Raw genomic sequence first — 25198 nt, 5'->3', positions numbered from 1 at the left:
GCCTCAGCGGTGGGTCAAGGGATCTTCCGGCGCCTCGGGTGCTTGCGGCGCCTCCGGATCCAGCGGTGACACCGGGCTGGCGCCGCTGCCGCTGCCCGGCGAGCCGCCCGAGTTGAGCTTGATCATGGGGCCGGTGATGGACACCCCGTCCGGCCCGAGCACGATGGAGGCGGGGCCCGCCTTGATGGTGATCTGCGTGCCCGCCTCGATCACCAGATTCATGCCGGCCTTGAGATGCAGGTTCTGGCTGGCCTCGGCGCCGATATTGGCGCCGATCTTGAGGTGCAGGTCGGCACTCGATTCCATCGAGATGGCCGCGCCCGATTTGGCCGTGATGTCCTTGTCGGTCTTGAGGCTGAACACCCCGCCGCTCTTGAACACCAGGTCCTTGCCCACGGTAAGGTCGAGCTTGCCGTCGACCGCCTGCTTCAGGTCCTTGAGTACGCTCAGATGCATTTCGCCCTCGACCTTGTCGTGGCGGTTGCCCTTCAGGCTGCGGTGCTCGTCCTTGCCAATCTCGCTCTTGTAGGTTTCCTCGACAAAGTCCAGGCGGTCTTTTTGGGCATGGAGCAGCACATACTCCTCGCCCTTCTTGTCTTCGAAGCGCAGCTCGTTGAACTCGGCCGCACCGCCCAGTTTGCTGCGGCTCTTCAGGGTGCTGACCGTGGCATGGGCCGGCAACTCGTAGGGCGGCTTTTGCTGGGCGTTGTAGACCCGGCCGGTGATCAGCGGGCGGTCCGGATCGCCTTCCAGAAAATCGACCACCACTTCCTGGCCCAGGCGCGGCAGGGAAACCATGCCAAAGCCATTGCCGGCCGAGGGGCTGGCCACACGCACCCAGCAGCTGCTGGCGGCGGTCTTGGTGCCGATGCGGTCCCAGTGGAACTGGATCTTCACGCGACCATGTTCATCGGTGACGATGTCGCCCGGGTCGGCATCGCCGACCACCACCGCGGTCTGCGGCCCGGCGACGCTGGGCTTGCGGCTCAGGCGGCGCGGCCGGAAGGCCTGGTCAAAGCGCTGCAACTCAAACTCGCACTGCAGGCCAAAGGCCGAGCCCAAGCTGCCCGCCCCCACGCCGGACTCATAGCCGCCGCGCTTCATCTCGATGCGGGTGGACAGCACCAGGTACTCGGCGTTCTGGTCGCTGCGCGGATGCTTGCTCAGCTTGAACCGCCCCCCGGCGCACAGGCCCGGCGAGTCGCCCTTGCCATGAAAGCGGCCGAACTGCGCCTGTGCCTCGTCGAGCTGGACCAGCGCGCGCGCATCGCCAGCGGCCTTGGCTTCGTAGCCACCGGGGTAGTCGTAGACCTCGTGGCCGGCCTCGGCATGGCTGCGGCTGGCCGTGGCCGGCGAGCTGCTCAGGTCGGTGTCGGGCGTCAGGTAGTTGTAGTCGCGCAGCACGACCTTGCCGGTCTGCACCTCGCTGCGCATCTGCCAGCTGTGGATGGCGCTCTGCTGGGTCAGGGCATTGCCCTCGGCCAGGAAGGGAATGGTCTCAAAGCCTGCCATGGCCACGTGGGCGCTGCTGCTGTCAGCAATCACCAGCTCGTGGCGCGATTCGCTGTGGCGGAAGAAATAGAAGATGCCCTCTTCTTCCATCAGGCGCGAGACGAAATTGAAGTCGCTTTCGCGGTACTGCACGCAGAATGCCCGCTTGGCATAGCTGCCGCTCAGCTCCTGTACCACGCTGCCGCTGTAGTCGGCGAACACCTGCTCCAGGATCTCGGGCACGCTCAAGTCCTGGAAGATGCGCAGGTCGCTGGACCGCGTCAGCAGCCACAGGGCCGGGCGCAGCGTCAGCTGGTAGACGAAGTTACGCCCTTCCATGCCCTGGAAGGAGAAGGCGCTGACCAGGCCATGGAACCAGCGGGTGTTGGACGCATCCAGGCGCAGGGAGACCGCCGCCGCCGTGCCCAGCAGATCGTCGGCCGACAGGGTGGCCTCCGAGGAGATGGCGGAAACCTGGAACTCAAACGGCGTGGACAGCGCCTCGGACGCCGTCATGGCGCGAAAGCGCAGATGGGCGCCAGCCGCGCTGTTCATCCCCATCAGAAACCCGGTCGATGCTGGCATAGGTCCTCGAATACCTGGGGCGTTCCTGGCGAGCAGGCGACCCCGCTCGACACGCCTCGTGCCGAGACTATACGGTCGCCAGGCGCCTGAAATTTCGTGATTAAGCCCGCAGAAAATTGCCGCGCAGCCCTTGCCGCCTGCGCACAATCGGCCTCGCCGACCGGGCTGTCATCAAGCTTGGCCAGAATGCGGGCATCTCCCAATTTCAGCCGGCCTGGCCGCCGCCGCGATGACTGTTTCGGAACCCGATGTCCTGATCGAAGCCGCCGAAGGCCCCGCGCCTCTGATCATCACCTTCGGCTTTGCGCAGTGGAATGCGCCGGTGGCGTTTGATTTCGTGGGGCGGCTGCGCAAACTCGAGCTCCTGCTCGGCCAGAGCTTTCATCGCATCCATCTGCGCGACCGCAGCCTGTCTTGGTATCTGCACGGCCTGCCCGGCCTGGGCTCCAATCTGCTGCGCACACTGGACGCACTCGCCAGCCAGGTGCGCGCGCTGGCGCCGACGCGGGTGCTGACCCTGGGGCAATCGATGGGCGGTTACGGCGCCATCCTCTACGGCCTGGCCCTGGGCGCCGATCGCATCGTCGCCTTTGGCGCCCTGTCCACCATGGACCCCGCGGTGGCGCGCGCGCAGGCCGACCCGCGCTGGCTGTCGGTGATGGAGCGCTTGCAGGCCGAGGGCATCCGCCCCGAGCGCAGCGATCTGGTCACTCTGGCCGCCGCCTCGGCCCGGCCTCTGGACCTGCGCCTGCATTACGGCGAGCAGCCGGACTTCCCCGAACAGGGCCCGGCGAACTTCGACCTTTTTCATGCCGAGCGATTCGCCAGCCTGCCCGGCTGCCGCATCCACCGTCACGCCCAGGCCAACCATGCACCCTCGCTGCTCTTGCAGGCCCAAGGCCAGCTCGATGCCGTGCTGCTGCGCGATCTGTTCGATGTGGATCCCGGCCTGGTTCATCAGCGCCGGCAGCCCGTGTTGAACGACCCGCAGCTGCAGGCCATGGCGGGGCAGCTGCTGCGCGGCGCGTCAGCCGAGGCGGTGCTGGAGTCCCTGCTCGAGCAAGGCCTGGCCCCGGTGAGCGCACGTTCGGCGCTGGCCGTGTTGCAGCGCGACCCGGTGTTCCTGGCCGCCACTCAGCATTGGAGTGAGCAGCGGCGCTGAAGGCGAGATCCACTCACCAGTTGCCGATGCTGGGGTTGGCGTAGCTGAACTGGTTGGGGATGTCCAGATTGGTGAAGGAGAAGGACATGCTCAGCTCCAGCGCGCTGACCTGGTGCCACCAGCCCAGGGGCAGGAAGAGCGTGTCGCCAGGCGTCAGCACGGTCTCCAGCACCGTGGCCTGGCGGAACAAGGGGTAGCGCTCGAAGTCGGGCCGGTCCAGATCGATGGGGCTGTAGACGCCCATGCGGTTGTAGAGCAGCGGCGTCTGCCAGGGCGAGATGAAGCGCCAGCGCTTGCGGCCCACGACCTGGGTGTGGAAGAGCATCAAGGTGTCGTGATGCAGCGGCGTGTGCGTGCCACCGGGGCCGAACCAGAAGGATGCGGCACCCGGCAGCAGGCTGGGGTCGCACAAGGGTGGCATGCTGCCGATATCGGCCAGCAAGGGCAGGAACTCGGGCCGGCGCAGCATCTCGTCGTTGGCCGTCAGGTAGTGGTCGTTGCTGTCTCCGGCGCTCTGCACCAGGTCCACAAACTCGCCCACCCGCATGCGCTGGCGCAGCGCCCCCTTGTTCTGCTCGAACAAAGGGTCGCGCGAGCGGCCCACCTGCACATCCACCTCGAGATGCCCGAAGCGCGTGGCAAAGTCGGCCGGCGACCAGCGCTGCAGCGCCGGCCAGTCTGCGGCCACATCCTCCAGCACCACCGGGCGGCAGCCCAGCACATAGCGCTCCAGCAACTCCTCGCGGCTCACACCGCGGCGCCGCTCGATCTCGCGGTAAGCCGGCGCGCTGTCCAGCAGCTTCTGGTGGCTGGCCATCAGGGATTCCAGCTTGCGCTGCATCTGCTTGTGCTTTTGAGCGGCGATGAAAGCCGGGCTCATCTGGATGCTGGCGATGGCGGCCTCGCAGGCGGCGGGGTTCAGGCCAGCCGACTGCATCACCGCACGCATGGAGGCTGGCTCGCCCTCCCACATCAAGCAATCGGCCACCCATTGCAGCCATTCAGGCGGCAGCACCGGCGGAACCGCGTTCAGCGGGCGAGGCGGCGAGAGCGTGGGCAGCTGCTGCATGGCGGCGCGTCTCAGTGCTCCGCCGTGGGCGTGTTGCCTTCACGCCGACGCGGTGCACGCAGCGCCACTGCCGCCAGGGCCAGGCCGGCCAGCCACCAGGGCGAGGCCGCGCCACCGCCACCGCCGCCCGAACTGGGCGCCGGGGCCGGCGTTGGGCTCGGGGCGGGTGCGGGCGCCGGTGCCGGAGCAGGCGCTGGAGCCGGTGCCGGAACGGGGATGGGCGTGCTGCCCTGGGCCTGGCCGCAGCGACTCAGGGCTGTGCTTTGCAGGGTCTGGGCGCTGCGCACCGGCGGCGTGTAGCTGCCCGGCGCCTGGGCGTATTTCACCGCCTCGGCCGCATCCAGCAAGCCGCTGCCGCAGGTCTCAGTGGTGCAGGTGCAGCGGCTGGAATTGCTGCTGTTGCAGTAGCCCAGGGCGTAAGCCGTCACATGGGGCCGCGCGCTCAGCTTGAGGCCGGATTCGATCTGGTTGAGGCTCAAGCCCGGGTTGAGCGACCACATCAGCGCGGCCGCGCCGGCCACCTGGGGCGCGGCAAAGCTGGTGCCGCTGACGGCCGCGTAGCCAGCTTCGCTGGGTGCTGTCTTGCCCTTGTTGCTGGCCGAGACCAGGCCGCTGTCGGCCAGCTCGGCGTCGCAGGTGCGGCCGCTGTCCGCGTCGCCGCCCGGGGCCAGCAGCTGCACTTCCTTGCCGAAGTTGGAGTAGATGGCCTTGAAGCCCTGGCGGTTGGCCGCGGCCACGCCGAAGACGCCGGCGCAATTGGCCGGGCGGCCCACCGCGCCGCGGTAGTTGCCGGCGGCGGCCACCACCATGACGCCGAGCTTGCGCAGCTCCTCGATGGCGTCGCGGTAGAGGCGCGCGGCCGCGGCCACATCGGCATTGGCGTCGTTGATGTCGCAGGAGGTCACGCCGGCAAAGCCGATCACCACGATCTTGGCCGGGTTGGCATTGGCTGGTGCACCGGCCACGGGCAGGCCGGCGGCCCAGCGCATGCCGTCCACCATATCGCCGACCGAAGCGCCGCATTTGCCCGACACGCGCACCGGCAGAACGCGGCCGTTCCAGTTCATGCCGGCCACACCGCCGCCGTTGTTGGTCACGGCCGCCAACTGGGCCGCCACCAGGGTGCCGTGCCAGCTGCTGCTCTCGTTGACCAGGCAGCCGTCCCACAGGGCCAGGTTGGCGTCATGCTCGGCCTTGCTCAGGGCGTCGCCGGGGTCGGCCGCGCCTTCGCTACGGCCCACGCCGTTGTTGGCGTACTCGGGCTTGCTGACGAAGTTGTGGCCCTTCAGCACATTGGTGTTGAGATCGCCATGCGAGGTGATGCCGGAATCCAGCACCGCCACCACCACCGAGGCCGAGCCCTTGCTCAGATCCCAGGCCTTGGTGAAGCCAGCGGCCGCCGGGTTGCCTTCGGCCGCCTGCTCGTCCAGCCACCACTGGCTGTTCTTGGGATCGCTGCTGTTGCGGAACATGGGGTCGTTGGGCACGGCCGCGCGCTGTTCGCGCATGTCCGGCATGGCGTGGCCGATGCGGGCATCGGCGCGCAGGGCCTGCAACCATTGCTCACGCTGATTTGGCGCAGCGCGATCTGCAGTCTTGGCCTGCAAACGCCACCAGCCCGAACCCAGGGGCTGCTGCGCGCGCAGCGGTAGGCCGTGCTCGGCCAGCAGATGGCGCAGCTGCGCTTCTTGCTGGGCGCGGTCGCGGCCGGCATCGGCCAGCTTGACGATCAGCTCGGTGCCGACCGCGGCTGAGCTGCCCCGTGCTGGTTTGGGCTGCGGGATCTGAGCGGCCAGGGCCCAAGCGCCCAGACCCACGGCGGTGGCCAGGCCCAGGCTGGCGGGTGTCTTGCGCAGCAAGCGCGTGAACATGAAGGCGGAAGGATGTGGCGTACTCATGGCGCGCACCATAGGCCGTTCGCATGAAGCGCCCGTGACAAAGGCTCAGCCTCGGGCGAGCCCGCGATGCCGTCATCGGCCCCTGTCGGTGAAGCGCCAAGTCGCGCTGGAAGCCCCGCAAAGCGTCGCAACCACGCCACAGGCCTAGTCCGTTCGGCGCGCAAACCTCGAATTTGCACGCATACGAGCGTCACTTCTCGCTGCCACAGTCCGCCCTGTCGCAGGACGACACCTGTTCTTTGTCTTTGCTTCGGGAAGCCCCGGGCACCCAGTGCCACCGCCGAGTCCGAGCGCCCTTGCAAGGGCGGCTCTCACTCCATCGGTGATGTCCAGGTGTCGCGCCCGCTGCCCGTGGCCGGTGCATCCACGCCGGGCCTCGGACGAGGGCTGATGTCATCCCTCTGTGTTTCATCCGGGCCACTGGCCCTCACTTGCCTTTTCTTCAAACCCTCTGTACTGGAGTACTCACCCATGAAGCTGAAACTCATCGCTGCCGTCGCAGCCCTGGCCGCTGTTGCAAGCACTCCCGCTCTCGCCACCATCAAGGCCGTGTCCGTCGGCTCCGAGCTGTTTCTGGTTGTTGGCGACAACAACGGCTCCTACGTGCTGGACACCGGCGTCACCTTCCAGCAAATGCTGAGCCTGGCCAGCGCCGGCACCCCGGGCACCCTGCTGAGCCAAAGCGTGGTCGGCACCGCCGGCTGGTCCGAGTTCGTGTCCACCCGCCCTGACCTGTTCAACGGCGCTTCCAACAGCGTCAACGGCATCCGCTGGTCGCTGTTCGTCTACGAAGGCGCAGGCACTTTCGACCTGACCGACAAGCATGTGCTGACCACGGTCGGCACCGGCGTCAGCGCCGCCACCATCAGCAACAGCCTGACCGCCAACAGCTTCGACGGCAGTTTCGGCGGCTCGACCGGTCTCATCCTGAACGCCAACGGCACGGGCACCCACCGCACCCAGCTCAACGGCTCCAGCTACAACGCTGTGGGCACCCCGGGCTATGCCGGTGACCGCTTCTTCAACTGGGGCAATGCCTTCACCAAGATCGGCAACAAGGTCGGCGTCGATTCCGCCCTGGTCCATGTCAACCCGACCGATCCGGAAGACTATGACCTCTATGTGGGCGCCCAAGCCTTCGAGAACGTCAAGGTCAGCTTCGACGGCCAGACCATCGCCGTGACCAATGTTTCCGCCGTGCCGGAACCCGAAACCTATGCCCTGATGCTGGCCGGCCTGGTGGCTGTGGCTTTCATGGCACGCCGCCGCCGCGAATTCTGATCGCAGCGGGTGCATCCCGAGCGCTCGACCTCGGGACGCTTCGCTGAGCTGGCCATGTGCCAAGACGCGGCCAGCCTCATCAACAGCAAAGTGTTGCGCCCGGCATTGCCTTCCCTCGTGGATTGCTGAAGGGATCGACCTCTGGGTCACTCCCTTCACTCCTGGTTTCTCTTTGTCTTTTTGTTCTCTTCTTTCTACTCACGAAAGCACCCGTTCATCATGAAGCTCCGCCTCCTCGCCATCGCCGCCGGCCTGGCCGCTGTGTCCAGCGCCCACGCCCTGACCCCCGCCCAGATCGCTGACGCGCGCACTGCCGGCACCCTGAAGGAAGTCACCTTCTCGGGCGCCTCGGCCCTGCGCCTGTCCCTGGGTGCTTACGTCCAGGAAATCTGCAACACAAGCACCATGCACGTGTTCTTCAACAACGCCGCTGGCAACAACCACCGCGCTTACAGCTGCAACCTCGGCGTGGCCGTGGGCAACTATGCCGCCGGCACCCCGGTGCTGGTGGTCAAGCGCGACCAAGGCGGCTCCGGCCAAGGCGTGGCCCCCATCGCCCTGAACACGCCCATCGCCCACATGAATGTGGACGCCTCCTGCGTGGTCACCGCCACCCCCAACTTCACCGACATCCAGGTGCCCAACTACACCTGCGGCACCACCAGCAACCGCGTGTCTGACGCCGGCATCTCCGACGTCGAACCCGGCCTGCTGAACGCCACCATCAATCTGGCCGACAACACCCCCGGTGATCCGACCAGCGGCCCCTCCTCGCCGGTGGACCTGAGCAATCTGGACGTCAAGCCCTTTGTGCAAGGCATCTTCGGCGTGGCCGTGAACCTGCGCGCCTATCGCGCCCTGCAAGCCACCCAAGGCCTGACCCAGGACGACAGCGACGCCAACCGCCCCAGCCTGCCCACCACCTGGGTGCGCGGCGCCCTGACCGGCGGCCTGACCGCCTCCAACGCCAGCCAACGCGGCTGGGGCCTGGTGATCAGCCCGGCCGTGGACGCCTCGGTGCACACCAAGACCCTGAACATCTGCCGCCGCCAGCCCAGCTCGGGCACCCAGGCCGCCTCCAACGCCTACTTCGCCCAGAACCCCTGCGGCCTGTCCACCACCAACGCCCTGCGCCAGGCCAGCGCTGCCGCCCCGGTGCACGCCGCCACCGGCGGCACCTATGTGGTCAATGAAGGCGCCGGCACCGGCAATGTCGAGACCTGCATCGGTACCACCGTGGAAAACATCGCCGGCGCCTACGCCATCGGCGTGCTGGGCCGCGAGAACAACCCCCTGGCCAATGGCGGCGACAAGAAGTACCGCTATGTCAAGCTCGACGGCGCTCAGCCTCTGCGTTATGACGCCAGCACCGGCCGCGGCGCCATCTTCGGTGACTACGACTTCGTCTACGAGTCCACCCTGCAGTACAACACCACTAATCCCAACCTGAACGCCGACAAGATCGCCTTCATCGCCGCCATCCGCAACGGCGCACCGAAGCCCGCTTCGCTGGCCAAGGCCGATGCCGACACCCAGCAAGGCGTGATGGCCCCGTCCTCGACCTGGGCGCCCGCCCAGTACCCGGCCCTGCCGGCCGCCGACAAGCCCTTCGCCTCGCGCGTTGGCCGCACGGCCGGTGACAGCTGCTCGGTGCTGAAGCTGGCACGCTGATCGCCGCGATCGCAGCATCCGGCCGCAAGCCGGGAGCTTCGCAATGCCTGTGAAACGGGGTCGGTGTTCCGACCCCGTTTTTCATGGTCTCCTGCAGCAGCCGTTGCGGGCAGCAAGCCTTCAGATGGCGCACCGCAAGCCGTCTGAGGGTCTTGGCAGATGGGAACGCCAAGCACGCTGAGCCGAACGGTCTATTTCCAGCCTTCTCCGCTGGCATCAGGTTTTCACATCACTTGCGCACACTGCCGCGCATCGGGCGCCTGCCCCGCATCTCGCCATTGAGGATTGCTTCCATGTTGACCGCTTCTACATCTCGTGCTCCCTTGCTGCGCCCTCTGCTGGGGTTTGTCTTGTGCGCCGCGGCTCTCGCACCTGCGCAGGCCAAACTTGAAACCGCGGCCCAAAAGTCAGAGCTGGTGCTGCTGCTGCTGGATCAGAAAAAAGCGGAGATGACCTATATCAAAGACCTCGGCATCACGGCCACCGAGTTCTGGATCACGGCGCAGCAGGACACAGGCGCCTCTTTGTTCAAATATCTGGACCCCGACACGGACGCGGCCCTGAAAACCTTTCTCGGCAATGCAGACCTGGCCAGCGTCCGCTGGATCGTTGCTGCAAGCAACATCGGCAGCGCTGATGCTAAGGAAAGAAACGACTATGTCACCCTGAACAACAGCGGCGACCTAGCCACACAACAAAAAAACTTCCAAGGCATGAGTGAGATGTTGACGGGCTCGTTGACGGATAAAGCTGACATCAACAACTACCTCAAGAATGTGGCGTCCGGCGGCCCAGCGCAGATCCTCATCAGCAATCTGCAAACGGAGGAGAACGGCAGTGCCCTGGCCAGCAATGCAGCGGGAAACTCGGGCACTTATGCGGGGATGCGCACCAATTTCTTTGCGAAGGGCAGTACCCTGGCCCCTGGCGATTGCGTCGTGACCGCCACACTGTGCATAGGCAACCCTCTGGGCACTTCGTCCTGGTTCTACAAACTCACGGCCGCAATCCTTGATGGCGAGTCCGATGGACAATCACCCATCGTCTACGACGAGTTTGACAACCTCAGCGGTGACGGCTACTGGGGCTTGATCAAGGACCCCAACTCCAGCAAGTACGTGCTCAGCTACACCCTGGCGGGCTCCAACCCGCGCAGCCTGGTGAGCACCGATTTCGGCCGCAGCCGGCTCTCCTTCACCGACTACAGCGCGCAGAGCGGCTTTGCTCGCCAGATCCTGGCCCTGGCCGGCGACGATGTGGCAAATGCGCCCGATGCTGCGGCGCTCTTCCTCAACGGCAGCCTGGCTGCACAGCAGGCCGTGACGGCCGTGCCCGAGCCGCAGAGCTGGGGCCTGATGGCTCTGGGCCTGCTGGGCCTGGCGGCCCATGCGCGCCGCCGCAGCAACAGCAGCACACGCAGCACACACAGCAGCAGCGGCGCCTCGCAAGCCTGATCTGTTCGGCGAGCACGCAGCTGCGCAGCAGGCGGCCCCGCGAGCCCCGCCGGCTCGCGGGCTGAGCCTGCGCCTTCGCCTGCCACCTCGCTTCGAGCCTTTGCCCCCTGCCGTTCGGACCACGGCGCTTCATCGCGGATTCACCACGGCTCGGGACACTGCCACCACGCGGGCCAGGTGACTGGCGCTGAGCTCGGGCGTTTGCAGCTCACCGGCAACGCAGGCGTGCTTGTTTGCTTGTTTGCTTGTTTGACGCTCGCGCTGACGTCCAGGTTTTGCTCCTCGCTGCAGCTTCTGCTTTTCGTTCGTTCATTCATTCATTCGTCTATCCATCCATCCAGGGAGTCAGCCTCTAGCCGGGCTGGGATTCATGTCGTTCTTGCCCTTGCCGACCTGCCGGACTTTTTGCGCCCTGCCGCGCCCCGTGCTGCAGCCCGCGCGTGGCCGTCTCGTGCCGGCGCTGAGCACGGCCGTGCTGGCCTTGCTGAGCGCTGCGCCGGGCTGGGCCCAGGACGCGCCGCGCGCCACGCCCGAGCCTGGCCCAGCGGCCAGCGCGGAGCAGGCGCCGCGCTTTGACATCCTGGAGTTCGAGGTCGAGGGCAACACGGTGCTGGGGGCGCTGGTGATCGAGCGCGCCTTGCTGCCCTTCATGGGCCCGCAGCGGGCCCTGGCCGATGCCGAGGCGGCGCGTGCGGCGCTGGAGAAGGCCTACCAGAGCGCCGGCTTTCTGACCGTCTTCGTGGACCTGCCCGAGCAGCGGGTCGATGGCGGGGTGATCCGCCTGCAGGTGATCGAGGGCCGGGTCGAGCGCCTGGCGGTGACCGGCGCGCGCTACTTTGACCAGGGCGTGATCCGCAGCCGCGTGGCCGCGCTGACACCGGGCCAGGTGCCCAATTTCAACGAGATGCAGGCCCAGCTGGCCACGGTCAACAACAGCGAAGACCGGCGCGTGCAGCCGGTGCTGCGACCAGGCCGCCTGCCCGGCACGGTGGAGGCGGAACTGCAGGTGAAAGACCGCCTGCCGCTGAGCGGCTCGCTGGAAGCCAGCAATGCCGGCACGGCCAACACCGACCCGCTGCGCGTGACCGGCCAAGTGCGTTACGAGAACCTCTGGCAACGCGGCCACAACCTGGGCCTGACCCTGACCACCGCGCCCAACCACAGCGCGCAGACCAGCGTCTTCGTGCTGAACTACGGCATCCCGCTCGAGGGCGGCGACAACCTGGGCTTCTACGCGGTTCACTCGAACAGCAATATCGACGCCCTGGGCGGCACCAAGGTGCTGGGCAAGGGCGACACCTTCGGTCTGCGCTACGCGATCAATCTGCCCGGAGCCGAAGGCAGCCTGCACAACCTGGCCCTGGGCGCGGACTACCGCGATGTGCAAGAGCAGATCAGCCTGGGCGAGCTGCGCCTGGCCAAGCCCTTGCGCTACCTGCCGCTGCAAGTGGCCTACACCGGCAATTGGTTCTCGGCCGAGCGCCAGACCCAGCTCAACGCCAGCCTGGGCTTCGGCCTGCGGCCGCTGATAGCACGGCGCATTGCGGGCTGCGAGCTGGAGGATGGCAGCATTGGCGTCGACGACCAATTCCGCTGCAAGCGCAAGGGCGCTGATGGCGGCTTTGCAGCCCTGCGCGTGGACCTGCGTCACACCGAGCAGGGGCGTTGGGGCAGCGCGCTGGCGCGGCTCTCGGGTCAGCTGGCCTCGCAGCAGCTGAGCAGCGCGGAGCAGTTCTCGCTGGGCGGGGCCGAATCGGTGCGCGGCTACCAGGAAGGCGCGGCGGTGGGCGACCACGGCCTGCTGGCTTCGCTGGAGCTGCGCAGCGCCAACCTGGCCGACTGGCTGCGCCGCCAGCACCCAGGTGCGCCGCTGGACGATGTGGCCGAGCTGAGCCTCATGGGCTTTGTCGACGCCGGCCGTCTGCAAACCCTGAGCCCCGACCCTGGACAGAACCGCCGCCAGCCCCTGCTGGGCAGCGGCTGGGGCATCCGCTTCGGCAGCCGGGCCGGTTTCAGCATCGAGCTGATCGCGGCCCGCGCCCACAAGGCGATTGCCTTCACCGACACCCCTCGCCAGCGCGTGCATGCACGCATGGCCGTGAAATTCTGAGCCTCGTGCCCCTGCTGCCATGTCGCGTCGTCCTGCCTCCTCGCTTGCCTCTCGCCTGACACCCCCGCCGCTGCCGCAGGCGGGCCCGCTGGCTCCTGCCGCTCCGCCGGTGCCGCACTGGGGCCATGCCCTGCTGCACCCCCTGGTGGCGGCCCTGGCCACGGTGATGCCCTGGCAGGCTCAGGCCCAGACGCAGGCGGCGCCCAAGGTCAACGCGCTGCCCCAGCCGGCCCCGGGCTGGCGTGTGTTCGGCAGCGGCCAGAGCGGCCTGCCGCAGGGCGTGCCCAATGCCCGCGGCGGCGCGGACATGGTGATCAAGCAGGACAGCCAGCGCGCCATCTACGACTGGCTGAGTTTTGACATCGGCGCGCAGAGCTCGGTCACCTTCGACATGGCGCAGCGCAATGCCAGCGCCCTGAACCGCATCGGCGGTGCCAACCCCAGCCAGATCTTCGGCAGCCTCAAGGCCACCAATGGCGGCGAGATCCTGCTCTACAACCGCAACGGCATCCTGTTCGGCGCGGGGGCCCGGGTGGACGTGGGCAGCTTGATCGCCACCTCGCTCAAGCCGCGCGACGAGGATTACAAGAACGGTTTTGCCAACAACATCCTCGGCGGCGACCCGGCCTTCCGCTACGACGCTGCGGCCGAAGGCGGCCGCGCGGGCGCAGCCCTGTTCGCCGACAGCTATGTGAGCGTGGCACCGGGTGCCGAACTGCGCAGCGCCGAGGGCGGCCGCATCTTCCTGTTCGCCAAAAAGGTGGAGAACGCCGGCACGATCAGCGCACCCGGCGGCCAGGTGGTGCTGGGCGCGGGGGCCGAGGTCTATCTGGGCCTGCCCTCGACCTCGAAAGAGCGGCTGAGCCAGACGCTCTACGCCTCGGAATCCAACCCCGATGTGCCGGCCCTGCGCGGCCTGCTGGTCGAGGTGGGCCAAGCCGACCTCGGCAAGGACGCGGGCGATGGCACGGTCACCAACGCGGGGCGTGCGGCCGGCGCGGGTGCCGCCAATGCCCAGCCCGGCGTGATCGAAACGCCGCGCGGCAACACCACCCTGGTGGGCATGGCGGTGAACCAGCTGGGCCGCGTGTCGGCCACGACCAGCGTGGCGCAGAACGGCTCGATCTTTCTGCTCGCGCAAGGCAATGCGGCCGGGGCGTCCACCAACACCACGCCCTCGGATGCGCAGTACAAGCGCGCCCGCACGGGCGGCAGCCTGATCCTCGGCGGCGACAGTCGCACCGAGATCAAGCCCGACAACAACGGTGCCGACGGCAAGCCGCTGAGCTCGGACGACAACGCCGGCTTCACCGCCTCGCGCCTGAACCTGGCCGGCGCGGCCATCAGCCTGCAGCCCGGCGCCCAGGTCGTGGCCCCGGGCGCACAAGCTTTTGTGCGCGCCAGCCTGACGCCCAATTACGACGGCAGCCCGGGCGGCGAGCATGTGTTCAAGCCCGAGGGCGGCAGCCTGAACATCGGCGCAGGCGCGGTGATCGATCTGGCCGGCACCACCGACACCCAGGTCGGCGTGGACCGCTACTTCGTCACCACCGAGCTGCTGGGCAGCAATGACCTGCGCGATGCGCCGCTGCAGAAAGACGGCCTGCTGTTCCGCAACAAGGTGACGCTGGACATCCGCAGCGGCTCGGACATCCTGGGCGATCTGTCCAGCTACCGCCTGGGCCTGCAGCGCACGGCCAGCGAGCGCCTGGCCAAGGGCGGCAGCCTGTCCATGCTCTCGGGCGGCACGGTCGATGTCGCCGCGGGAGCGCGGCTCGATGTCAGCGGCGGCCAGGTGCAGGTGGGCGAGGCCAAGGTGCGGCCCAGCCTGCTGACCGCGACCGACGGCCAGGTCTACACCCTCAACAACGCGCCCAAGGATGTGGTGTTCGAAGGCATCAGCAGCGCCTTCGTCAACCGCAGCGCCTGGAAGCGCAATGGCGCCCGCGTCGGCTTTGGCTTGCAAGGCAGCGAGCGCCTGGAGGCCGGCTATGTGGAAGGCCGCGCCGGCGGCAGCCTGCAGATCGTGGCGCCACAGCTGAGCCTGCAGGGCGAGCTGCGCGGCCAGGTGGCCCAGGGGCGGCGCCAGCTCAACGGCCAGGACGCCCGCGCGGACCTGGCCCGCCTGAGCCTGGGCGCCGCCCGCCATGGCCGCGACTTCGCGGCCGACGCCTATGCCGGCGCCGTGTTGGAGCGCCTGGTGCTGGGCCGCAAGGCCGGCGAGGCAGGCGCCAATTTCTCATTGGCGCAGATCGAGGCAGGCGGCTTCGGCCGCGTGCAGATCAGCAGCGTGCAAAGCCTGGAGCTGCCGAGCGAGGCGCGCCTGAGCCTGCCCACCCTGGGCCAGCTGGAGCTGAGCTCCGAGAAGGGCTCGGTCATCCTGGGCAGCGATCTGCGCCTGCCGGGCGGCAGCCTGCTGGCGCGCAGCCTGGACGGCGGCGAGGTGCAGCTGGGCGCGGGCGTGCGCCTGGATGCCTCAGGCACCTGGACCAATGCCTTGCTGGACGGCGTGGGCTCGGGCGCCGGCACGGCCGGCGGCTCGGTCATGCTGGCCAGCCAGCGTGCGGTCAAGACCGGCGCGGGCGCGCTGATCGATGTCTCGGGCGGCGCCTGGGTCGATGCCGGCGGCGCGGTGCGCAGCAGCGCCGCCGGCAGCATCAGCCTCGGCCAGGACAGCAATGCCGACGATGCCAAGAAGGCGCTCAACACCGTACGCCTGCAGCTGGACGCCAGCACCGAGCTGCGCGCCTACTCGGCCCAGCGCGGCGGCGCGCTGAACCTGACGACGCAGACGATCCAGATCGGCGCGAATTCCAGCAACGCAGCCGCAGCCGATCTGCGCCTGGGCACCGAGTTCTTCAGCCAGGGCGGCTTTGCCAGTTTCTGGCTGAACGGCCACGCCACGCTCGACGTGGCGGCGGGCAGCCGCATCGCCCCGGTCGCACAAAGCTGGGCCCCGATGGCCACGGCTCGCCTGGCCCCGAGCGGCTCGGTGGTGGCCACGCAGATGCAGGCCGCTTCGGCCAGCAACAGCCTGCCCCAGGTCGTCAATCTCAGCCTCAACGCCAACGCGCCCATCCTGGGCAGCCTCAAGGTGGGCGAAGGTGCGGCCATCGAGCTGCGGCCCACGGCCAGCTTCTCGCTCAATGCGGCGGCGCACCTGCAGTTCGACGGCCGCGTGCAGGCCCCGGGCGGCACGGTGGCGATGCGTGTGGCGGCCAGCGACGACAGCACGGCCCAGTACCTGTGGCTGGGCGCGAACAGCGTGATCGATGTGGCCGGCACGCGCCTGCTGACGCCCAGCGATGACGGACTGCTGCGCGGCCAGCTGCTGGCCGGCGGTACGGTCAACCTCAACGCCAGCGGCAGCTTTGCCAGCAGCCTGGTCTGGAGCCAGGGCAGCCGCATCAATATCGGCGGCGCCCAGGGCGAACTCGATGTCAGCCTGCGCGAGAGCGGCGGCAACCGCACACTGCGCCAGACCCTGGCCAGCAGCGGCGGCAGCCTCAATGTCAGCGGCAGCGGTGCACTGATCCTGGAGGGCGATCTGCGCGCCCAGGGTGGCGATGCATCCCAAGCCGGCGGCCGCGCCAGCATCAACCTCACCGCAGGCCGGAGCAACAGCGGCAGCCTGCCGCCGCTGCGAGAGCTGAGCCTGAGCGTGCAGCGCGGCGAGGCCAGCGGTGGCATGCAAGCCGAGCTGCTGCCCAAGCCCGCCGATCTGGGCGGCAACAGCGCCGCCCCCATCGCAGCCAGCAATGCCCGCATCTCGGCGGCCCAGCTGCAGGCGGCCGGCCTGGCCGACCTGAGCCTCGGCGCGCAGGATGGCCTGCGCATCGAAAACGGCGTGACGCTGAATCTGGCCCGCCAGCTGCAGCTCGACAGCCCCAGCCTGCGCCTGGACGCGGGCGCCAGCGCCGAGCTGGCCGCCACCGAGCTGATCTGGGCCAACTTCGCCTACAAGGATCGCCCCACCCAGTCCAATGGCACGCCGGCGCCCCTGCTGCAGGCGAGCGCCGGCAGCGGCGCCCTGGCCCTGACCGCGCGCGAGAACCTGGTGCTGTCCGACCGCCTGGTGACCCAGGGCCTGGGCAGCCTGGCCCTGAACGCCGGCCAGGATCTGCGCTTGCAAAGCCGCAGCACCGAGGCCAGTGCCACCGGAGACCGCGTGGCCGGCGCCCTGCTGAGCCCGGCCGATCTGAGCCTGCGCGCCGCCCAGATCTACCCGGCCACCGACACGCCCTTCACCCTCGATGTGGGCAGCCACCGCCTCAGCATTGCCCGAAGCAGCCAGACGCCGGCCGACCAGCCGGCCAGCGCCGGCGGCCAGCTCTTCATCAAGGCCCGCGAGATCGAGCAAGGCGGCGTCGTGCGCGCGCCCTTTGGCCGCATCGAGCTGCTGGCCAGCGAGCGCCTGAGCCTGCAGGCAGGCAGCGAAACATCGGTCAGCGGCGCTGGCCAGCAGCTGCTCTTCGGCAAGGCCGATGCCAGCGCCTGGAGCCAGAGCGCCAACAGCCAACTGCTGCTGGACAAGCCCCTGGCCAAACAGCTGCTGCTCAAGGCCCCGTCCCTGAGCCTGGAAGAAAAAGCCCTGCTGGACCTGAGCGGCGGTGGACAGCTCAGCGGCTGGCAGTTTGTGCCCGGCCCGGGCGGCTCCAGCGATGTGTTCACGGGCAGCGATGGGGCCTTTGCCCTGCTGCCCTCGCGACAGTTGCAGGCGCTCTGGGACCCCAGCCTGGCGGCAGTGACGCCGGCCCTGGGCCGCCAGCTCGAAATCGGCGACGGCGCGGCCGTGCCCGCCGGGCGTTACACCCTGCTGCCGGCGCGTTATGCCATGCTGGCCGGCGCCTACCTGGTGCGGCCGCTCAGCGGCACGCCGCTGAACCTGGGTGCCGTGATCCCGCAGGCCGATGGCAGCCAGTGGATCGGTGCACGACTGCGCGACGCCGGCACCGCCTTCCAAAGCACCCTGCCCTCGGGCTGGCTCTTGCTGAGCGCCGAGCAGGCACGCAAGCGCAGCGAGATCCGCCTGCGCGATATCGACAGTCACTTTGCCGAGAAGGCCAGCAAGGCCGGTGAAGCCCTGCCGGCCGGCAATCGCGATGCCGCGGCCCTGGTGCTGAATGCGCAGCAGCTGCAGATGCAGGCCAGCCTGCTCAGCGCCGTGGGCAGCATGAAGCCCGATGGCGCCAAGGAGGCCATCCCTGGCCGCGGCGCCCAGGTCTTCATCGCCAGCGAGCGCATCCAGATTGGCGGCACGGCCGATACGGGCTTGCCAAGCACAACCTTGCGACTCGACACGAAGACACTGGAAGGCATCCAGGCCGAGCAGCTCGTCATCGGTGCCGTGCCGCTGGGCAACAGCAGCGACAGCCTGCAAGCCGTGGCCCGCGAGCTGACGGTCAAGGCCGGCAGCACGCTGAGCAGCCAGGACCTGCTTCTGAGCGCCAGCGAAACGCTGCGGCTGGAGGACGGCAGCCATCTGAAGGCCGAGGCGTCCGCCACGACAACAAGCCTGTCCGCCGGCAGCGATTGGAAGCTCAAGGGCGGCGGCGCCGCCGTGCGGGTGAGCGCACAAGCCGATGCCGGCCTGCAGCGCCAGGATCTGCCCAAGGCCGATGACAAGGCCCCACCGGTGCCCGTGGCCAAGCTCGACCTGGGCGCGAAGGTCCAACTCGAAGCCGCCGCAGGGCGCGGCAGCATCAGCCTGGACAGCAGCGGCGACAGCCGTGTGGGCGGCGGGCTGACGCTCTCGGGCCAGGCCCTGGATCTGGGTGCCCGACAGGTGCTGATCGGCGCGGCGAGCGTGCCGAGCGGCAGTCTGAGCCTGGATGCAGACCTGCTGCAGCAGCTGAGCGCGCAAAACAGCATCCACAGCCTGACCCTGCGCAGCTACAGCAGCATCGACTGGACCGCGGGCGCCAGCCTGGGGCAACCCAGCTGGGAACAGCTGACCCTGGACGCCCCCCTGTTGCGCGCCCCGCAGAACGGGACCGGCAGCGCCCTGGCCCAGCACATCGTGCTGACGCAGACCAGCGGCCAGACCGTCAAGCCCGCTCTTGAGGGCGCGGCGCTCCCGGCCGGCAGCCTGCTGCTGAGTGCCACCAAGACCCTGACGCGCGAAGCTGGCAGCCAGCGCATCGATGCCATCAAGACGGACTGGGAGGCCGGCCAGGCCCTGCTGGTGCAGGGCGGCAGCGAGGCTTTCTTCAGCGGCGCCCTGAACGCCACGGCCCCGCTGCTGGGCCAAAGCGGCAATGCCCGCAGCAGCTGGCAGGTGCGGGACGGCTTTGTCTTCAGCAAGGCAAGGGGCAGCGAGGTCAGTGAAGCGGCCCTGGCCCTGCTGGAACCGGGAGGTCAGCTCAGCATTGCCGCCCAGACGATTGCACAAGCCAGCCGCATCGAGATGCGCGGCGCTCAGCTGAACCTGGCGGCCCGCGACGGCCTGGAGTTCAAGAGCGGCTCGGACACCCTCGTGGCGGGCCAAACCTTGAACCTGCACGGCAGCGCAGTGGACCTGCCCGGCGGCAAGCTGGTGGCCAGCAGCGGCCAGAAAAACCTGGTGCTGGAGGCGGGTGCCACATTGAATGTCTCGGGTGCAGGGCTCAGCGATGCGGGCACGCTGCAGCTGAGCGCGCCTGCGGGCGAGGTGATCCTGGCGGGCAAGCTGAGCGGAGAGTCCAAAGCCGGCGCCCGAGGCGGCCAGCTCGAGATCGACAGCGGCCAGCCGGTGAAGCTGGCGGACCTGGCCGAGGGCTTGGGGGACAACAACTTTAGGGGCAGCCTCAGCCTGCGCAATCGCAGCGGCAACCAAAGCCTGGGGGCCGACGTGCAACTGGCGGCGGATGAGATCCGCATCGTCAGCGACGCGGGGCGCCTGGACATCGCCGGCAGCTTGCGCGCCAGCAACAGCGCCGCGCAAGGCAAGGGCGGCCAGATCGTGCTGGCGGCCGGCCAGAACTTGAACATTGCCGCGGGCGCCCAGCTGCAGGTGCAGGCACCACGTGGCCAGGGTGGCCGCATCGAGCTGCACAGCAGCGCAGGCCAGATCGATGTGCAGGCCGGCTCGCTGCTGGATCTGCGCGGCAGCGATCGCGTGCATGGTGGCCAGCTGCTGCTGCGCGCGGGTCGCGAGGACACGAGCAGCGAGAAAGCGCCCGAAGGTCGTGACGTGAAGATCGGTGCGCTCGCCGGCCGCATCGAGGGCGTCTACAGCGTCGACGTCGAGGCGGTCAAGGTTTACCGCCAGGCCGATACCATCGGCCTGGGCAGCGCCATGCAGCCGGCTCCCACGCCGGGCAATCCGCCCCGCCCCTACCCCACACCAGCGCCCACACCGGCCCCCGAGGAGCCCGAGGCCGAAGCCGAAGGCCTGAGCAGGAACCCGGGCCGCATCGCGCAGGCTGCAGGCCTGCCGCCCGCACCGCTGGCGCTCAACATGAATCGCACCGACGAGGGCAGCACGCCCTCGACCGGCAATGGCAATGGCAGCACCCTGGGTCAACTGCCCCCACGTCCGCCGCTCAAGCCGGGCGACCCGGTGGTGCCCGCCCCAGTGCCTGTGCCTTCACCGACACCCGCCCCAAGCCCGGCTCCCGCACCTTCGCCGAGCCCGGCACCGGCACCGGCACCGGTTCCAGCTCCAGCTCCAGCTCCGGTGCCAACGCCCGCACCCATTCCCGGCAAGTTCGGCACCGCCCTGATCGATGCCGAGAGCCGCGACTATCTGGAAGGCCATGCCGAGGCCGTGACACGCCGCCTGACGGCGCTGCAGCCCGAGTTGCAGCAACGCCTGCGCGTACGCGCCGGTGCCGAGCTGCAATCGACCGGCGATATGCGCCTGAGCGTGGACTGGAACCTGCCCCTGCTGGTGGCGGCCGATCGCGCCGCCATGCCGCATGCGGCCGAGACCTCCATCACCTTGCGCGCTGCCGGCAACCTCTACTTGGAGCGCGGCTTGAGCGCCGGTTTCCAGTCGCCGACCAACCAGGCCAGTGAGCCGCTGGACCAATGGCTGGCGGTCAGCGGCATGGCCGGTGACCTGCGCGTGGTGGCCGGTGCCGATCTGAGCTCGGCCGATGTGATGGCCACGCGCACGCCCACCGCAGGCGGCACCGGCAATGGCCTCGCCCAGGAGGAGATCAAGCTGCAGATTGGCCGGGCGAGCACGGGCGGCGAAACGCCCAGCGTGCCGTTGCGCAGCACCACGGGCTCGTTGCAGCTGGCCTCCTCGGGGGATGTGGTCCTGCTCAACACCGGCGCCAAGGTCTACACCACCGGCCAGCCGGTGCTGAGCTTGCAACAGGAAGACCTGAACCTGCCGCCCAGCCCACCAGCACCTGCGCCTACTCCTGCACCCAGCCCGGCGCCAGCGCCAGCGCCGACACCCTCGCCGGCTCCCGCACCCGCACCCGCACCCGCACCAGCTCCTGCGCCTGCGCCTGCGCCTGCACCAAGCCCGGCGCCTGCTCCCGTTCCTGCGCCTGCGCCATCTCCGGCACCGGCACCGGCACCCTCGCCCGCCCCGGCGCCATCGCCGGAGCCAGGTCCCACGCCATCACCGGCACCGGCACCGGCGCCCGCCCCGACACCCATCCCTAGCCAGCCCAGCGCAGGCAACGGCAACCAAACCACGGACGGCAAACTGCCTCCGGCCCCACCGCTTCCGCCTCGGCCACCTCAGCCCTCGGAAGGCAACGGCAACAGCAGCACCGGAAGCACCTTGCCGCCGCCACCGCCGGTGACACCGGCGCCCAGCCCGGCTCCAGCGCCTGCGCCTGCTCCTGCTCCTGCGCCTGCGCCTGCGCCTGCGCCTGCGCCTGCACCTGCACCTGCACCGGCTCCGGCTCCGGCTCCAGCTCCAGCTCCAGCTCCAGCTCCAGCGCCCGCACCTACTCCGGTCCCCGACACCCCCTCGGCAGGCAATGGCAACGAAACGACCGGCAACACCCTGCCGCCAGCGCCACCCGTACAGCCAGCACCGACACCTGCACCTGCGCCTGCACCTGCGCCTGCGCCTACACCCACGCCCGCACCGGCTCCGGCACCGGCTCCGGCACCTGCTCCGGCTCCGGCTCCGGCTCCGGCTCCGGCTCCGGCACCGACGCCGGTGCCCGACACGCCCTCGACCGGCAACGGCAACGAGACCACCGGCGGCAGCTTGCCGCCGGCGCCACCCGTCGGCATTCCCGGCGGCCAGAGTGTGGCGCTGCCTGCATCGCGCTCGGCACTGCACACCCACGCCGCAGCGGGCGTGGAAGAACCGGAAGAGAGCCGCGTTCGAAGGAAACGCAGCGAAGGCAGCGAAGACACGCCGCAGCCGCAGCTGGAGCCTTCAGCCGGCAACGGCTCTGGCACCACCAATGGCAAGCTACCGCCCAAACCTCCCCTGACACCGGGTGAGGTGCCGACGCCGGCCCCAACTCCTGCACCGGCCCCGTCGCCTACGCCAGCACCTGCACCTGCACCTGCACCTGCGCCGACGCCCACTCCGGGTCCGACACCAGCGCCGACTCCAACACCGGCGCCCAAGCCCGCGCCGGTGCCGGACCCCATCCCCCAAGGCGCCGAGCTGGGCATGGACCTCGACAGTCTGAGCAGCAATCTGCAGCGCAACGGGCTCAGCCCCTTCCTGCGCCAAGGCGGCCAGGTTCACCTGCGCGCTGGACGAGACATCAAGGGCGCGCTCCTGGCCCGCGAGCAGGACGATGTCAGCCAGTGGTGGTGGCGCTCCGGCGTGGACGGCGCTTCGACCACCGCCTGGTGGTCACGTTATGACCGTTTCGGTCAAGGCAATGCCAGCTTCGGCGGCGGCGATGTGCGCCTGCTGGCCGGCCGTGACGCGCAGCAGGTTCATGCCTCGGCCGCCAGCAGCGGCTGGCGTGCCAGCGACGCCAACTCGGCCGGCAGCCAGGCCATGCAAGTGCTGGGCGGCAGCGTGTTCCTGCAAGCCGGCCGCGACGTGGTGGCTGGCCGCCTTTTCGCAGCCGGGCCACAGCTGCGCGTGCAAGCTGGCGGTGATGTGCGTCGCGACACGGCGGCACCGAGCTCGGCCACCACGGTCGATCTCGGACTGCAACTGCTCTACGGCGCCACGGCCGTGCGTGCCGAAGCTGCAGGCGCGCTCGATGTGGGCGCCCTGCGCAGCGCCGGCTATGCGCTGAGCACCAAGGACAATGAGTTGGCCTTGGATGCGGTGCTGGGCGGCGTCCATGCCGGCGCTTCGGCCCTGCTGCAAAGCCAGTCGGGCTCGGTGACGCTGCGCAACGACGGTGTGCTCGATGGCGGCATGTCCAACGCGCCCGATCTGGTCAACAGCGTCGTGCCCGCGCAGCTGCAGATCCGTGCGCCACGCGGTGATGTCAGCATCACGCACGACATCGTGCAGATGCCCGAAACCGGCGGCGCCCCCGCGCGCACCGAGATTCTGGCCGCCGGCGATGTGAACCTGGCCGCGCTGAAGGTGGGCGCCCAGCGTCAGGCTTTGGAGACCGGCCTTTACAGCCGTCGCCAGCTGGGCGACGCGCTGGCCAATGCCCAGGTGGCCGTGCCCCTGGCACGTTATGCCGATCTGGGCGTGGAAGCCCCCCCGGTCAGCGAGGTGGCGCGACTGGACAACAGCGACCGCAGCCCGGTGCGTGTGGCCGCCGGCGGCGACATCAAGGTCGAGGGCGAGATCCTCTCGGCACGAGCGCTGGACCTGAAAGCCGGTCGCGACCTGATTGCCGGCTCAGGCAATGTCTTCAAGCTGCAGCATCAGGATGTGCAGCTGAGCGCGGGCCCGACCCAGCCGCTGCGCATCCACGAGTTCACCGTGCTGCAAGCCGGCCGCGACATGCGCAATGTGGCGGTGGAGATTGCCGGCCCCGGCGATCTGCTGCTGCTGGCCGGGCGCGATGTGGACCTGGGCAACAAGGCCGGTCTGCTCTCGCTGGGCGCTTTGCGCAACGGCAATCTGCTGCCCAGCCTGGGGGCGGACATCACCGTGGTGACCGGATTGCGAGCCGATGGCCGCGACTACCAGCAGGCCGTGGATCAGGGCTTTGCCTTGTTCGGCAGCCGCGCCTGGCAAGGCCGTCTGGGCCAGCTCTACAGCGCCCTGGGTGGGCCGCTGCCAGGCTTCGAGCAGCTGGCACCCCCGGCCCAGCTCGATGGCTTGCGCCGCCTGATGGGCGAGGCCCAGTTTGATGCCGCGCTGGCCGACTATGTGCGGGGCTTGCCGGCCCGCGCCGATGCCAGCGAACAGGGCTTGCGTGCCAGCACTCTGCTGGGCAAACCCTTGCAGGACAAAACGGTGCAGGACTTCCTCCAGAGTTCGCCAAACAAGACCGAACCGGCCTGGAGCGAGCTCAGCCGCGAACAAGCCCTGGCCGTCTTCGCCACCCTGGGCGACAGCCAGAAGGCTGCTGCCGTGCAAGCCCTGCTGACGGCCCAGCTGGGCCGCCAGACCCCGCAGGCGCGCCAGCAACTGCTGCAGCAGCTGGCCGGCCGCGATGCCCTGGGCCAGGCCGCGCTGAAGGCTCTGGCGGCCTATGTCCGCGAGGTCAGCGGTGACGCGGCGCGCGGCCTCAGCGACAGCCAGGCCGTGGCTGCCTTCGAGGCCTTGCCGCTGGCGCGCCAGATCCCCTGGCTGAACCGCCAGCTGGTGCAGGAGTTGCGCGTCGCGGGCCGCGAGGCTGCGCTGGCCGAGGGTGATGCACGTTGGGCGGCTTATGCGCCAGCCTATCTGGCGGTGAACACCTTGTTCCCGGTCGATGGCCTGGGCGTCCGCCCGGTCGGCGAGCTGCGCATGCCGACCAGCCAGATCAAGACCAACCAGCAGGCCGACATCACCCTGATGGCGCCCGGCGGCGGCATCAATGCCGGTGAGCTGGCCAGTTCGGGTTCAGGCAAGAAGCCCAATGAGCTGGGCATCGTCACCGTCAGCGGCGGCAGCGTGTCGGCCGCGGTGCGGGATGACTTTGCGGTCAACCAGTCGCGGGTCTTCACCCTGGCGCAAGGCGATCTGCTGCTCTGGTCTTCACGCGGCAATATCGACGCGGGCCGTGGCGCCAAGACGGTGACGGGCGCGCCCTCGCCAGTGCTGCGCCTGGACAACGAGGGGCAGCTGATCTTCGACACCTCGGGCTCCTTCAGCGGCTCCGGCATCGCGGTGCTGAGCGCAGGCAGCGACCTCGACTTGTTCGCACCGGCCGGCGAGATCAATGCCGGCGAGGCCGGCATTCGCTCCAAGGGCAATGCCTTCATTGCCGCCGAGCGGGTGGTCAATGCGGTGGACATCCAGGTCGGCGGCAAGACCTCGGGCGGCGGCAAGGTGGAGGCCCCGCCCGCCACCATCAGCGCGCCGCCCAACACCACGCTCAACGCCACCAGCGCCGGCGCCGCAAGCAGCGAGAGCGAGGAGGACGGCAAGAAGAAACGCCGTCGCCGCCGCAATCTGCTGCTGGAGTTCCTGGGCTTTGGCGGTCAGTGACCGAG

At 69.1% G+C, this 25198-nt stretch carries 9 protein-coding genes; 6 read left to right on the top strand and 3 right to left on the bottom strand.

Annotated elements, in window-relative coordinates; all coding sequences use genetic code 11:
• Positions 1–3: 3 nt before the first annotated feature.
• Positions 4–2046: a type VI secretion system Vgr family protein gene (locus tag AC1Q6P_RS21040; RefSeq protein ID WP_492703318.1), complete on the bottom strand. Its 2043-nt coding sequence runs from the start codon at positions 2044–2046 to the stop codon at positions 4–6.
• A 259-nt stretch (positions 2047–2305) separates the two neighbouring features.
• On the opposite strand from AC1Q6P_RS21040, the gene AC1Q6P_RS21035 reads away from it, so the two are divergent.
• Positions 2306–3238 carry a hypothetical protein gene (locus AC1Q6P_RS21035; RefSeq protein WP_492665847.1) on the top strand — a complete coding sequence of 311 codons (933 nt, stop codon included), beginning with the start codon at positions 2306–2308 and terminating at the stop codon, positions 3236–3238.
• 13 nt (positions 3239–3251) lie between these two features.
• Here AC1Q6P_RS21035 and AC1Q6P_RS21030 read toward each other — a convergent pair whose 3' ends face one another.
• Together AC1Q6P_RS21030 and AC1Q6P_RS21025 are read right to left on the bottom strand one after the other, a co-directional pair.
• Positions 3252–4307, bottom strand: coding sequence for a cupin-like domain-containing protein (locus AC1Q6P_RS21030; protein ID WP_492665848.1), 1056 nt, complete (start codon positions 4305–4307; stop codon positions 3252–3254).
• Positions 4308–4318: 11 nt separating this feature from the next.
• On the bottom strand, positions 4319–6205 hold the full coding sequence (locus AC1Q6P_RS21025) for a S8 family serine peptidase (RefSeq protein WP_492665849.1): 1887 nt from the start codon (positions 6203–6205) through the stop codon (positions 4319–4321).
• Between the two features lie 471 nt (positions 6206–6676).
• Between AC1Q6P_RS21025 and AC1Q6P_RS21020 the strand changes: the two genes are divergently transcribed.
• The 5 genes from AC1Q6P_RS21020 to AC1Q6P_RS21000 all read left to right on the top strand — a co-directional run bounded on the left by AC1Q6P_RS21020 (position 6677) and on the right by AC1Q6P_RS21000 (position 25193).
• On the top strand, positions 6677–7486 hold the full coding sequence (locus AC1Q6P_RS21020; protein ID WP_492665850.1) for a PEP-CTERM sorting domain-containing protein: 810 nt from the start codon (positions 6677–6679) through the stop codon (positions 7484–7486).
• A gap of 219 nt (positions 7487–7705) precedes the next feature.
• Positions 7706–9157 (top strand): hypothetical protein, encoded by a 1452-nt coding sequence (locus AC1Q6P_RS21015; protein WP_492665851.1) that lies wholly within the window; start codon positions 7706–7708, stop codon positions 9155–9157.
• Between the two features lie 293 nt (positions 9158–9450).
• Positions 9451–10611 (top strand): PEP-CTERM sorting domain-containing protein, encoded by a 1161-nt coding sequence (locus AC1Q6P_RS21010; RefSeq protein ID WP_492665852.1) that lies wholly within the window; start codon positions 9451–9453, stop codon positions 10609–10611.
• A 370-nt stretch (positions 10612–10981) separates the two neighbouring features.
• Positions 10982–12721 carry a ShlB/FhaC/HecB family hemolysin secretion/activation protein gene (locus AC1Q6P_RS21005; RefSeq protein WP_492665853.1) on the top strand — a complete coding sequence of 580 codons (1740 nt, stop codon included), beginning with the start codon at positions 10982–10984 and terminating at the stop codon, positions 12719–12721.
• 19 nt (positions 12722–12740) lie between these two features.
• Positions 12741–25193 (top strand): filamentous hemagglutinin family protein, encoded by a 12453-nt coding sequence (locus AC1Q6P_RS21000; protein ID WP_492665854.1) that lies wholly within the window; start codon positions 12741–12743, stop codon positions 25191–25193.
• Positions 25194–25198: the final 5 nt, after the last annotated feature.

The organism is Roseateles sp. GW835-FHT13E02 (assembly GCF_058794035.1).
The sequence above is the reverse complement of the archived record's forward strand: the minus strand, read 5'-3'. Positions and strand labels throughout refer to the sequence as shown.